This window comes from Streptomyces sp. NPDC056479, assembly GCF_042795335.1.
In the GTDB taxonomy this organism is placed as follows: Bacteria; Actinomycetota; Actinomycetes; order Streptomycetales; family Streptomycetaceae; genus Streptomyces.
Genome location: NZ_JBHTRZ010000011.1, coordinates 280,084 through 293,084 on the forward strand (window position 1 = coordinate 280,084; position 13,001 = coordinate 293,084).

The window sequence follows — 13,001 nt, forward strand, 5'->3', positions numbered from 1 at the left end:
GGCCTCCATGTCACACCGTCCGTTCCCGGGCCGCCGCAGCGTTCTGCGCGGCTCGCTCGCCGCGTCGGCGGCCCTCACCCTGCCCACGGCCCTCGGCTCGGCACCGGCATTCGCCCTCTCCGGGCGCCCCAAGGCGGGCTGGGGCGTGCAGACCGGCGACGTGACCTGCGACTCGGGACTGGTGTGGGTGCGCTCCGACCGTCCGGCCCGGATGATCGTCGAGACGTCCGCGACCGAGTCGTTCCGCAACGCGCGCAGATGGCACGGCCCGCTGCTCGACGCCGGCACGGACTTCACCGGCACGACCCCGCTGCGCGGCCTGCCGTCCGGCGAGCAGATCCACTACCGCGTGCTGCTCGCCGACCCGGACGACCCGCGCCGCACCGGTGAGCCCGTGACGGGCACCTTCCGCACCGCCTCCGCGCGGCGGCGCGACGGCGTCCGGTTCGTCTGGTCCGGCGACCTGGCCGGGCAGGGCTGGGGCATCAACCCCGACTTCGGCGGCTACACCATCTACAACGCGATGGGCAGGCTGGACCCGGACTTCTTCCTGTGCAGCGGCGACAACATCTACGCCGACGGACCGATCACGTCGTCCGTGACCCTGCCCGACGGCAGCACCTGGCGGAACATCACCACCGAGGAGAAGTCCAAGGTCGCCGAGACCCTCGCCGAGTTCCGCGGCAACTTCCGCTACAACCTGCTCGACGACAACCTCAAGCGGTTCAACGCCCAGGTCCCGTCGATCATCCAGTGGGACGACCACGAGGTGACCAACAACTGGTACCCCGGCGAGATCCTCGGCGACTCCCGCTACACGGAGAAGAACGTCGACGTCCTGGCGGCCCGCGCCCGGCAGGCGTTCTCGGAGTACTTCCCCATCTCGACGCTGCGCCGTCCCGACGGCCGGGTGTACCGCACGGTGCACCACGGGCCGCTGCTCGACGTGTTCGTGCTGGACATGCGCACCTACCGCAACGCCAACTCGACGGACGACCAGACCACCGACGCGCAGGGCATCCTGGGCGCCGAGCAGCTCAAGTGGCTCAAGGGCGAGCTGGCGCGGTCCCGGGCCGTGTGGAAGGTGATCGCCTCGGACATGCCGCTTGGCCTGGTCGTGCCGGACACCGGCGACGGCAAGCCGAACATCGAGGCGGTCGCTCAGGGCGACCCGGGCGCCCCGCTCGGCCGGGAACTGCAGATCGCCGAGCTGCTGCGGTTCATCAAGCACCGGCGGATCACCGGCACGGTGTGGCTGACGGCCGACGTCCACCACACCTCGGCCCAGCACTATCAGCCGTCGCGGGCGGCCTTCACCGCCTTCGAGCCGTTCTGGGAGTTCGTCACGGGTCCGCTCAACGCGGGTGCCTTCCCGGCCAGCGCGCTCGACGCCACCTTCGGTCCCGAGCGGGTGTTCGTGAAGGCGCCGACCGCCGCCAACGTCTCCCCCGCCGGCGGCTACCAGTTCTTCGGCGACGTCGACATCGACGGCCACAGCGGTGAACTGACGGTGCGGCTGCGGGAGCAGGACGGCACGGTGCTGTTCACCAAGGTGCTCCAGCCGGGTCGCGTCGGCCAGTAGGACGCCTCGGCCGGCAATACCGTTTGGCCGGTCGGACGGCTCGGCCCGTAGGCCCGCCGGTCCCGTACGCTCGTGACAGTGCCGCGCACCTGAGTCATCCCCTGGTGCGCGGCACTCGTATGTCCGGGAGCCGACGCCGGCGAACTCGCCTGTCGGCAGGGCGTTTTCGCAGGTCAGAGCCGATTGTCAGTGGTCGCCTCTACGGTTTTTCCATGACGCGATCTTTGCAGGCCGTGGCCTATCGACGACCCTCCGTGCTGGAGTCCGCAGCGGGTGGGCAGCGGCTGGGACTTGAGACCTCACGGGGTGCGACGCCCTCGGGCATGCGGGACCATCCGCAGTTCTTCACGGGCTTTCTGACGTCTCCTCAGGTGGCGTCGGCCGCGCTGCTCGCGGTGGCCGACGTGGCGGCCGCTCGGTACTACCAGCGCCAGCTGCGTGCCTCGCTGGACCCGGTCGTGACGGGCAACGGCGACCGGCTGCGCTTCGAGTCCTTCTCCGGCTGCTGCGGGGTGTACGCCCGCCTGGACGTGCTGGAGCCGGGCCTGGACGGCGGCGAGGTGGGACACGGCACGACCAACGTCGACGTCAACAACCCGCTGCGCGAGGCCCTGTCCAGAATCGGCTCGGACGATCCGCTCCATCTCCGGGTGGGACCCGAGGAGTTGGCGGTGACCACGCTGGACGGCCCGGTCGTGGAGAAGAAGGTGCCCCTCCCGGACCGCTGGCTGCGCGGCTTCGCCGAGGCACAGGTGATGGCGGCCGGCTTCGATCTGCGGGCGGAGCTGCCGGCCGCCGAGGCGGTGCGGTTCCTGCGGGCGCTGCCGCGCGGTGGGGCGCGGGGCGCCTCGGTCGGCCCGCGGTGGGTGGTGCCCTCGGGGAACGGACTTCGGCCGACCACGCGCGCGGTGCCCGGCGCGGTGTGCCTGCCGGGTCCGGAGCGGCTCATCGCGCTCCAGCGGGTGCTGCGCCATGCCATCGCCCTGCGGGTGTACGGACCCTCGGTCACCGGCGGTGCGTCCGCCACGGCCAGTGCCTGGGAGGCGGTCCTGCCGGGTATGCGGCTGACGCTGACGCTGTCCCCCGACGCCTCGCGCGGCTTTTCCGGCGAGGGCGGTGTCCTCGACGCGCTGGCGACGGACGAGGCCGCCGAGGACGCGGAGCTGATCGCGGTGCTCCTCGCGTGGGAGCCCCGCGTCGATGTCGCCGACCTGGCCGCGGCCTCGGGGCTCACACCGGAGCGGGTCCGCGCGGCCCTTGTCCGCCTGGGCACCTCGGGGCGGGTCGGGTACGACACGGCGGAGGCGGCCTACTTCCACCGTGAGCTGCCCTACGACGCCGAGCGCGTGGAGCGGCACAACCCTCGGCTGCGCTCGGCACGGGCACTGGTGGCGGCGGGCGCGGTCGCGCTGCACGGCGCCATCGGAACCGTGACGGCCGAGGACGGGCATGTGCACCGGGTGCGGGACGAGGCGGGGGTGCTCAGCTGCAGCTGTCTGTGGTGGGCGAAGTACCGGGGCGGGCGCGGGCCGTGCAAGCACGCGCTGGCGGTGCGGATGGTGCGGCGCGGTGTCGCCGCGACGGAGCGGGACATGGCACGAGTCGAGGGGGACGCGCGATGACTTCACTGATGGACGCGGTACGGGCGGGGCGGACGGCCGAGGTGGTGAGCCTCCTGGACGGGATGACGGACGCCGAACGGCGAGCGTTCTTCCCGCAGTTGAAGGAGTTGCGCAAGGAGCTGAGGGCTGATCAGTGGACCTCGCAGGCCCGTCGCGCCTATCCCGCGCTGCATACGGCGGGGGCCGCGTGCCAGACGGGCGCGGCCGGTGTCGCGAGCTGGCTGGCCGCCGCCGACATGCGGTGGTGGCCCGCGTCGCCGAGTGTCCTGATCGACGTCTTGGGCGACCGAGCCCCGGGCTGGCTCGGCGTCGTGGCGCACCGGATCGCCGAGCGACCGCTGACGGCGCGGGTGCCGTACGAGCTGATGGCGGGCCTGGTCCGGCTCTCCGGCTGTCCGGTGCCGACGACGGAGGCCTACGTCCACGGCTGGGTGGAGCACACCGGGCACGTCTGGCAGCGGGGCGACACCGTCCTGGCCCGGCTGCGCCAGGACCCGCACCTCGCGCAGCTCACGGCCGCGCTGTTCGAGACGAACGACATCGGCAGCCGGCTGGCATGGACCGCCGTCGAGGGTCCGGACAGCTGGACCGAGGCGCTCGCGCGACTCACCGTCGAGGGTGCGCTGGACCGGAGGGCGACGGTCGACGCGTGCCTGGCCCGGCTGTTGCGGGGCGGTCCGGTCGCGGACCACCGGGTGTTCCTGCGCATGCTCCAGGCGCTCGCCCTCACCCGGGACGAGGAGCGGGAGCACACGGCCGACTGGCTGGCCCTGGCCGCCGACGCCGCGTCCGTCGTGGCCGCGCACGCGCAGTCGGTGCTCGCGTCGCTCGCCCTGGACGGTGAACTGACCGCGCATCAGCTGGCCGAGATGTCGGGTGCGGTCCTGTTCCGCACCGAGAAGAAGCTCGTGCGCGCCCAGCTGGTCCTGCTGGGCAAGGTGATCGCCCGGGATGCGTCCACCAGCGATGAGCTGCTGCCCGTCGCCGCCCAGGCGTTCGGGCACGAGGACTCGGACGTGCAGGAGCGGGCGCTCAAGCTGGTGGAGCGGCATGTCCGCAGGGTCGGCACCGCCGAGGTGCGGGAGGAACTCGCCGCGGCCGCGGACCAGTTGATCCCGACCCTTCGCAAGCGCGCGGCGCAGAGCCTGGGGGCGTCCCCCGAGGGGTCGGAACCGGTCACGTACGAGGAGGTCCTGCCTCCCGCACCGGCGCCGGTGCGTCTGGCGCCGGCGCCCGAGTCTGCGGCGGAACTCGCCGAAGAGGTCGGAGCGTTGCTCGCATCCGGTGGTGACGTGGCGGCGTTCGAGCGGGCCCTGGACGGGCTCGTGCGTCACAGGTACGGCGACCGGGACGCGCTGCTGGAGGCGTTGGAACCCGTCGTCGTCCAGCGCTGGTGGGACGAGCGGAACCCGCAGTACGCGTTCAGCGTGGACGACTACTTCATCAGACGCCACGGCCTGTTCAACGCGGCGCACGGTCTCGAACTCCTCCTGGCCACGCTCCGTGGCAAGGTGCCCGCCTCGACGCTCCACAACACCCTCCGACGCGGGACGACCGTCACCGGCGACTGCGGCCACGGCCCGCTCGCCCGAGCCTTCGAGGCCCGTATCTGGGAAGTGGCGTACCGGCTCAGCACCGACCCGCTGCCGCTTCTGCTGTCCACGCCCACCTGGGGCACCGGACTGCTGGAGCCGGACGAGCTGGTGACACGTCTCGACGAGTACCGGCGCCTCGGGGCGCGGGTGTCGGCGACGGACTTCGCGCAGGCCTTGCTGCGGGTCCGGCGCGGCGACCGTGCGGCGGCGGAGGCGGCCGCGGAGCGTGCGGCAGCGCTCGGCACCACGGAGGGGATGCGCCTCGCCCGGTGGCTGAACGCCGGCGGAGCCTTCGCGCCGACGTATCAGCTGCGGACCGCCGGGGACCGCATACTCGTCGAGTCCGGGGAGATCGCCGAGCTACAAGAGGACTTCCCGTCCGACTTCGGTTCGTTGGGGCGGCCCGTGAGCGTCTACCGGGACCGCTGGCACTGCTACCACTGGAACGACGGAATGCGGCCGCACTGGCTCGCCCTGCTGCCCGAGCAACGTGAGCTGGTGGCCGTCCGGATGCTGCGCGACCTCTCGGCGGTCGCCGTCGACGACACCCGCGGTGAGGCGGCGATCCTGCCGCAGCTGGCCGAGTCGGACGGCGAGGCCGGTGAGGCGGTGCACCTGTGCGTGGCCTACGGACTGGGCGCACGGCACCCCGAGGACCGGCTCGCCGCCGTGGACGCCTTGCTGGTGCTGGCGGCGCGCGGGCAGCTCGACGCGGACCGGCTGGGCGCGGATCTGGGGCAGTTGGTGAGACGCGGTGCCGTGAAGCCGTCGCGGCTCGTCGACTCGGCGCGGACTGCGGTGGCCACGGGGGCGCACGCCACCGTCTGGGGAGTACTGCGGCACACCCTGCCCGTCCTGCTCGCCGACCTCGCGACCGGTGAGGCGGCCACCGCGGCACGGGGACTCGCCGACCTTCTGGCCGTCGCGGCGGAATGCGCCGAGCGAACGGGGGCACGCGAGGAGCTGCCGCACCTGGCGGGGGCGGCGGAGCGGCGGGGCTCGTCCCGGGTCGTGACGCAGGCCAGGCGACTGCACAGCACGCTGGTGGAGGAGTTGGCCGCGTGACACATCCTCAGCGGACCGTCCCAGACTGTTGAAAAAGTCACAAACACGACATAGGTGCTCTTTACCGCCCGGTCACAAAGCGTTCGTGATCACGCAACACCGTTCCTTCACAGTGGGTGCATGAGTCGAGACATATCTGATGTGACGCGTGCGAGGCACGGACGTCCTGTCCACCACTGGCGGCGCAACGTGGTGGAACTCGCCGCCGTCCTGTCGGCGGTGGCGGTGGCCGAGGCCGTGGCGACCCTGAACGGACACGGACCCGGCGCACCGGCCCTGCTGCTGACCTCGGCGGCCTTGCTGGTCGCCACGGCGGGGTTCCACCTATGGCGGACACGCCGCCAGGGTCACGCACCCCCGACAAGTGATACCGGCGCCCGGCCGCGCTCCGAGGCGCAGACCGGGCCGTCGGACCAGCCGCGGGAGACGACCGCGACGGTCTCCGAGGAGGGTGCGCTGTGGCGGATGCGGACGACGGTGAGGGACGAACCGGGGTCGCTGGCCGCGCTGTGCATGGCGCTCGCCGAGCTGCGGGTCGACATCCTGAGCCTTCAGACGCATCCGCTGGCGGAGGGCACGGTCGACGAGTTCCTGCTGCGTGCGCCCGGAGGACTCGCGGCGGCAGACCTCGCGCGTGCGGTCTCCGCGGCCGGCGGTGACGGCACCTGGATCGAGCGGGCCGACGCCCATGACCTGGTGGACGCACCGACCCGGGTGCTGGGCCTTGCCACCCGTACCGCCCTGGACGCGGCGGAACTGCCGCTGGCGCTACGGCAGTTGCTGGGCCGGTGCACCATCCGGTCGCTGCCCGCGGTGCCTGCCGTGGGCAGCCGGCGTCCCGAACCGGTGCCGGTGGAAGGGGCACTGGAGGACACCGTGATGCGGCTGCGGGCACCGGAGGGCGGAGTGATCACGGTGGAGCGGCCGTATCTGCCGTTCACGCCGACCGAGTTCGCGCGGGCGCGGGCGCTGGTGGAGCTGGACGCCCGGCTCGGCCCGCGCGTGCCGCGCGGCCAGGACGTGCTGACGCTGCCCAAGGGCAACGACATCACCGTGCACCGCGCGGACGCCGGTGATCTCCAGGCCGCGAAGGAGATGCACGAGCGGTGCTCCGCGCGGACGCTCGGGATGCGCTACCACGGCCCGATCGGTGACGCGGACCGCTATCTGAACCACCTGCTCAGCCCGCGCTTCGGCCGCACGCTTGCCGTGCGGACCGCCTCTGGGCGCGTCGTCGGCCTCGGGCATCTGCTCTGGGACGGCGACGAGACGGAGATCGCGCTGCTCGTCGAGGACGCCTGGCAGCGGTGCGGAATCGGCGGTGAGTTGCTGCGCCGGCTGGTGGCGATGGCGGTCGAGGCGCGCTGCGCGAGCGTGTACGCGGTGACGCAGGCGTCCAACACCGGGATGGTCGCGGCGATGCGCGGGCTGGGTCTCCCCCTCGACTATCAGATCGAGGAGGGGACCCTGGTGATCACTGCCCGGCTGGATGCGCCCCGGGACGAGCAGGCCCCGGAACGGCTGTCGAACGCGAGGGAGCTGGGGACGGCCTGAGCGCCGTCGCGGTCATGGCCGACCGGCGGCCGCGGGTGTGTGGTGGCCGGTCGCGCCCCGCGGCTGAGCCGCAGATCGATGCGATTCCGCGCCCCTTCGGGGGCGCGCCAGCGCGCCGTCCAGATCCGCCCACAGGTCCTCCACGTCCTCCAGTCCCACCGACATCCGCAGCAGCCGGTCGCTCACCCCGGCGTCCCGGCGGTCGTCCGCGTCCACGATGCGGTGGCTGATGGACGCCGGGTGCTGGATGAGGGTGTCGACGCTGCCGAGGCTCACGGCGGGGGTGATCAGACGGACGCCGGCGATCACCTCGTGCGGGTCGTCGTGCACCTCGAAGGCGATCATGGCGCCGCCGATGCGCGGATAGTGGACACGGGCCACACGCGGGTCGGCGGCGAGGCGACGGGCGAGTTCGGCGGCGTTCGCCGAGGCGGCCCGGACCCGGACCGGGAGGGTCGAAAGACCGCGCAGCAGCAGATAGCCGGCCAGCGGATGCAGCACGCCGCCCGTGGCGAACCGCACCTGCCGCAGCCGCCCGGCGAACTCCTCGTCGCAGGCCACCACGCCCGCCATCACGTCCCCGTGCCCGCCGAGGTACTTGGTGGCGCTGTGCAGCACCAGCCGTGCGCCCTGTCCGGCTGGGCGCTGGAGCACGGGCGTGGCGAAGGTGTTGTCCGCGAGCAGCGGGACAGAGCCACAGGCGTGGGCCACGGCCCGCAGGTCGAGTTCGGCGAGGGTCGGGTTCGCCGGGGACTCCACCATGACCAGGCCGGTGTCCGGCCGTAGCGCGTCCGCGATCCCGGCGGGGTCGGTCCAGGTCACCTCCGAGCCCAGCAGGCCGGCGGTGAGCAGATGGTCGCTGCATCCGTACAGCGGACGTACGGCGACGACATGGCGCAGGCCCATCGAGGCCCGTACGAGAAGAACCGCGGTCAGCGCCGCCATCCCGCTGGCGAAGGCGATGGCGGACTCGGTGCCCTCCAGGCGGGCCAGGGCGGTCTCGAAGCGGGCGACGGTCGGGTTGCCGAGGCGGCCGTATACAGGTGGGCCGTCCGGCTCGGCGCCGGTCGTGGCGAACGCGTCGATACGGGCGGCCTCGCCGCGGCTGTCGTAGGAGGGGTAGGTGGTCGACAGGTCGATCGGCGGGGCGTGCAGGCCCTGCCGGGCGAGGTCGTCACGGCCGGCGTGCACGGCCTCGGTGGCGAGTGCTCTCGGTGCGGTGCGTGCGTCGTCGTACCCGGGCATGCGGTCGTACGCCTCCCTGATCGATGGGTCCATGGCCGGAAGAGTGAACAGTGACCGGGATCAGGTGTGCGAATCCCGTGTTACGTTCGACCAATGGCCGAATCTGTCGTACTGGATCCGGTCGATCTGCATCTGCTGCGGCTCCTGCAGAACGACGCCCGGGCCACCTATCGCGATCTCGCCGCGCAGGTCGGGGTCGCGCCGTCGACGTGTCTGGACCGGGTGACGCGGCTGCGCCGTTCGGGCGTGATCCTCGGCCATCAGCTCCGGCTGGATCCGGCCAAACTCGGGCGAGGGCTTGAGGCGCTGCTGTCCGTGCAGGTCAGGCCGCATCGTCGGGAGTTGGTGGGACCGTTCGTGGACCGGATCCGGGCGCTGCCGGAGTCACGGACCGTCTTCCATCTCACCGGGCCGGACGACTATCTCGTCCATGTCGCGGTCGCGGACATGGCGGACCTGCAGCGGCTGGTCCTCGACGAGTTCACCTCCCAGCGCGAAGTGGCGCGGGTGGAGACACGGTTGATCTTCCAGCAGTGGGACTGCGGTCCGCTGCTGCCACCCGACGCCCCGCGAAGCACGCCCTCAGCGAAATCGGCCTGACTCGGGACAAGGCCCGGTGAAACCGGGCTGACGCGGCAGTGGTCGCCGTATGAGGATGGACCGCATGTCTGAGACCAACAGCCCGCTTCCCCGCGAGGTCGCCGACGCGTACGTCGACGACCTCATCGCCCTCGACCCGGTCACCGGTACGTATCTCGGCGTGAAGGAGAGTTCGGGCAAACTCCCCGACCTCTCCCCCGCGGGCCAGGAGGCGCTCGCACAGCTCCAGCGGGCCACGCTCGCCCGGCTCGACGAGGCCGAGCGCCGACCCGGCGCGGACAGCGACATCGAGCGCCGGTGCGCGCGCCTGCTGCGCGAGCGGCTGACCGCGGAACTCGCCGTGCACGAGGCCGACGAGGGTCTGCGCGCGGTCGGCAACATGGCCACGCCCGCACATTCGGTGCGCGACATCTTCGCCGTCACCCCGAACCAGACCGAGGAGGACTGGGCGGCGATCGCCGAGCGGCTGCGCGCGGTACCGACCGCGTACGCGGGCTACCGCGAGACCCTCGAGCTGGGCCTGGAGCGCAAGCTGTACGCGGCGCCGCGCCCGACCGCCACCTTCGTCGAGCAGCTCACCGAGTGGGCCGACACCGGCGAGGGGCGCGGCTGGTTCGAGGACTTCGTCTCGGCCGGGCCGGACTCCCTGCGCGCAGAGCTGGACGAGGCCGCGCGCGGAGCGACGGCCGCCGTGGTGGAGCTGCGGGACTGGATGCGCGACGTGTACGCGCCGGCCATCGAGGGCGCGCCGAACACGGTGGGCCGCGAGCGTTACGCCCGCGGGGCCCGCTACTTCAACGGCATCGACCTCGACCTCGACGAGGCGTACGCGTACGGCTGGGCCGAGTACCACCGTCTCCTCGGGGAGATGAAGAAGGAGGCCGAGAAGATCCTGCCGGGCGCCGCGACGCCGTGGGTGGCGCTGGCCCATCTCGACGAGCACGGCCGTCACATCGAGGGCGTCGACGAGGTCCGCGAGTGGCTCCAGGGCCTGATGGACGAGGCGATCGAGAAGCTGGACGGCACGCACTTCGAACTCGCCGAGCCGGTGCGGAAGGTGGAGTCGCGCATCGCTCCGCCCGGAGGTGCGGCGGCGCCGTACTACACCGCCCCTTCGGAGGACTTCTCACGTCCGGGCCGCACCTGGCTGCCGACGATGGGCCAGACCCGTTTCCCGGTCTACGACCTGGTCTCGACCTGGTACCACGAGGGCGTGCCCGGCCATCACCTCCAGCTCGCGCAGTGGACGTACGTCGCCGGGAACCTCTCCCGCTACCAGGCCACCATCGGCGGGGTCAGCGCCAACGCCGAGGGCTGGGCACTGTACGCGGAGCGGCTCATGGACGAGCTCGGCTTCCTCACCGACCCGGAGCACCGGCTCGGCTACCTCGACGCGCAGATGATGCGGGCGGCCCGGGTCATCGTGGACATCGGCATGCACCTGGAGCTGGAGATCCCGGCCGGCTCTCCCTTCCACCCGGGCGAGCGCTGGACTCCCGAGCTGGCGCAGGAGTTCTTCGGCGCGCACAGCAGCCGTCCGGCGGACTTCGTGGAGAGCGAGCTGACCCGGTATCTGACGATCCCGGGCCAGGCGATCGGCTACAAGCTGGGCGAGCGGGCGTGGCTGCTCGGCCGCGAGAAGGCGCGCGAGCGGCACGGCGACGCCTTCGACCTCAAGGCGTGGCACATGGCGGCCCTGTCCCAGGGCTCCCTGGGCCTGGACGACCTGGTGGACGAGCTGTCCGCGCTCTGACGGTCCGCCTGGTGATCAGCGTCTGAATCCGCCCTCGGAGTCGATGACCTGACCGGTGATCCAGCCCGCCTCGTCCGTCGCCAGCCAGGCGATGAGGCGGGCCGGGTCGTCCGGCATGCCCCAGCGACCTGCGGGGAAGCATGCCGCGACGGCCTCGTACGCCTCGCCGGTCAGGTAATCCGTGTCCACGGGGCCCGGGTTGACGGTGTTCACCGTGATCCCCTGCCCCGCGAGCGTGGTCGACAGGGAGCGCGTGATGGAGGCGAGGGCACCCTTCTGCAGCGCGTAGGCGATCTCGCCGGGCATACCGCCGGCGATGTCCTGGCCCGAGGTCATCATGACTACCCGGCCACCGGGACCGGCCGGCCTCAGCCGGGCGTGGGCCTGCACCAGCAGCAGCACCGACCGCGTGTCGACCGCCCAGTGCGTGTCGAGCATGGCGGCGTCGATCTCGTCGAGGGTGCCGTCGGAGCCGCTGACCGCGTGATTGGCGATGAGGATGTCGAGCCGTCCGCCGAGCGCCGACGCGGCCGTGGCGATCAGTTCGGCGGGCGCGGCCGGGTCGGAGAGGTCGCCGGGGCCTGCATGGACCTGGGCATCGGGATCACCGAGCGCCTCCCGCACGGAGGCGACGACCTCCTCCGGCCGGTCGGCGCCCCAGGGCATGGCGGCGTCGTGCGGCACATGGTGGTGCAGATAGACGCTCGCCCCGTAGGCGGCGAGCCGCCGGGCCACGGCATGCCCGATGCCCGCCCGTCTGCTGGCCCCGGTCACCAGGGCGGTACGTCCGCGCAGCGGCAGGGGGTCGCGACGGAGGTCTTCGGGGGCGGGGTGCGGGAGTAGGGACATGGCAGATCATGATGGGGAACGGGCCGGTCCGGCGCACGCCCTTTTCGCCCAAGGCCGGTCTGTCAATCCCGCAGTCGACGAAGCTGGACGAGCCCGAGCCAGGTCTCCGGGCCGGGCTGCACCTGAGCGGCGCGCACGGCGTACGCCCCCGGCTCGAGGGCCACCCGCAGATGCTCGCTCCGCTCCGTCTCCGGGCCGGGCCAGGCCGAGTCGAACAGCACCACCGTCCCCGGCACCTTCCAGCGCACCTCGTGTCCCCAGTCCGCCGTGGTGAGCGCGCCCGGCACCATGGCCAGCAGCTCCGCCTCGGAGTCCGCCGCGCACCACCGAACGAAGGTGCCGTGGTCGGGCAGATAGGAGGTCGAGGCGGGCTCGTCACCGAACACCAGCGCCGCGCTGTCTCCCACGGGCAGCAGTCCTACGGATCCGTCGACCTCACAGGCCCGGTCGTAGTCCGAGGCCGTCTCGTCGCCGTCGGCGCCCGCCCAGAACGGCAGCACCGTCTCCGGTACGGCTATCAGGGGGCCGCCGCCCGACTCGATCCACTCCACGGCGCCCGGATCCGCGTATCTCACCATGGCAGCAGAACCTACACGCACAGCGGATCCGCAAACTCACCGTGTCGAACTGGCCCTCAGCAGCCGCAGTTGCCGGCGTCGACCGGTGCGGTCAGCGAATCGGGCGTACGGCGCTCGCGCTCCTGCCAGGTCTCGTACTCGAAGCCTTCCCGTGCCCAGTACTCGAAGCCGCCGAGCATCTCCTTGACCCGGTAGCCGAGTTCGGCGAGGGCGAGGGCGGCGCGGGTCGCGCCGTTGCAGCCGGGGCCCCAGCAGTACGTCACCACGGGCACGGACTTGTCGAGGAGTTGCTCGGCCTGTTCGGGGATGAGGGCGGTGGGCAGGTGGATCGCGCCCGGGATGTGGCCCTGGTCCCAGGACTCGGTGGAGCGGGAGTCCACGACGACGAATCCGGGGTCGCCGCCGGCCGCCAGCGCGGCGGCGACGTCGGACACGTCGGCGTGGAAGGCGAGGCTCGCGCGGAAGTGGGCGACGGCCTCGGCAGGCGCGGCGGGCGCGATACGCAGGACGGGGTTGGCGGTGGTGGCAGCGGTCGTCATGCCCACCAACCTACGGCCG

10 protein-coding genes are annotated in these 13,001 nt (G+C 72.4%); 6 read left to right on the top strand and 4 right to left on the bottom strand.

Features of this window, described 5'->3' with window-relative positions; genetic code table 11:
• The first annotated feature begins 7 nt into the window (after positions 1–7).
• The 4 genes from ACFQ6S_RS37030 (at position 8) to ACFQ6S_RS37045 (ending at position 7,418) form a co-directional block, all read left to right on the top strand.
• Positions 8–1,582: an alkaline phosphatase D family protein gene (locus tag ACFQ6S_RS37030; protein WP_383419480.1), complete on the top strand. Its 1,575-nt coding sequence runs from the start codon at positions 8–10 to the stop codon at positions 1,580–1,582.
• A 212-nt stretch (positions 1,583–1,794) separates the two neighbouring features.
• Positions 1,795–3,204: an SWIM zinc finger family protein gene (locus ACFQ6S_RS37035; RefSeq protein WP_383419482.1), complete on the top strand. Its 1,410-nt coding sequence runs from the start codon at positions 1,795–1,797 to the stop codon at positions 3,202–3,204.
• On the top strand, positions 3,201–5,864 hold the full coding sequence (locus ACFQ6S_RS37040) for a DUF6493 family protein (protein ID WP_383419484.1): 2,664 nt from the start codon (positions 3,201–3,203) through the stop codon (positions 5,862–5,864). Before ACFQ6S_RS37035 ends, ACFQ6S_RS37040 begins: the two co-directional genes overlap by 4 nt.
• 120 nt (positions 5,865–5,984) lie before the next feature.
• Positions 5,985–7,418 (top strand): GNAT family N-acetyltransferase, encoded by a 1,434-nt coding sequence (locus ACFQ6S_RS37045; RefSeq protein ID WP_383419486.1) that lies wholly within the window; start codon positions 5,985–5,987, stop codon positions 7,416–7,418.
• A 12-nt stretch (positions 7,419–7,430) separates the two neighbouring features.
• On the opposite strand, the gene ACFQ6S_RS37050 is transcribed toward ACFQ6S_RS37045, so the two are convergent.
• On the bottom strand, positions 7,431–8,696 hold the full coding sequence (locus ACFQ6S_RS37050; protein WP_383419488.1) for a trans-sulfuration enzyme family protein: 1,266 nt from the start codon (positions 8,694–8,696) through the stop codon (positions 7,431–7,433).
• A gap of 60 nt (positions 8,697–8,756) precedes the next feature.
• On the opposite strand from ACFQ6S_RS37050, the gene ACFQ6S_RS37055 reads away from it, so the two are divergent.
• Both ACFQ6S_RS37055 and ACFQ6S_RS37060 read left to right on the top strand, forming a co-directional pair.
• Complete coding sequence (locus tag ACFQ6S_RS37055; protein ID WP_383419490.1) at positions 8,757–9,263, top strand: Lrp/AsnC family transcriptional regulator; 507 nt, start codon at positions 8,757–8,759, stop codon at positions 9,261–9,263.
• Positions 9,264–9,327: 64 nt separating this feature from the next.
• A complete protein-coding gene (locus ACFQ6S_RS37060; RefSeq protein ID WP_383419492.1) occupies positions 9,328–11,016 on the top strand; it encodes a DUF885 domain-containing protein in 1,689 nt (562 codons plus the stop codon).
• Between the two features lie 15 nt (positions 11,017–11,031).
• Here the strand turns inward: ACFQ6S_RS37060 and ACFQ6S_RS37065 are convergent, their stop codons facing one another.
• From ACFQ6S_RS37065 to ACFQ6S_RS37075, 3 genes are all read right to left on the bottom strand, one after another.
• Entirely contained in the window at positions 11,032–11,865 is an 834-nt protein-coding gene (locus tag ACFQ6S_RS37065; RefSeq protein ID WP_383419494.1) for an SDR family oxidoreductase, read from the bottom strand.
• Positions 11,866–11,927: 62 nt separating this feature from the next.
• Complete coding sequence (locus ACFQ6S_RS37070; RefSeq protein WP_383419496.1) at positions 11,928–12,443, bottom strand: immunity 21 family protein; 516 nt, start codon at positions 12,441–12,443, stop codon at positions 11,928–11,930.
• A 56-nt stretch (positions 12,444–12,499) separates the two neighbouring features.
• Positions 12,500–12,982: a rhodanese-like domain-containing protein gene (locus ACFQ6S_RS37075; protein WP_383419498.1), complete on the bottom strand. Its 483-nt coding sequence runs from the start codon at positions 12,980–12,982 to the stop codon at positions 12,500–12,502.
• Positions 12,983–13,001: the final 19 nt, after the last annotated feature.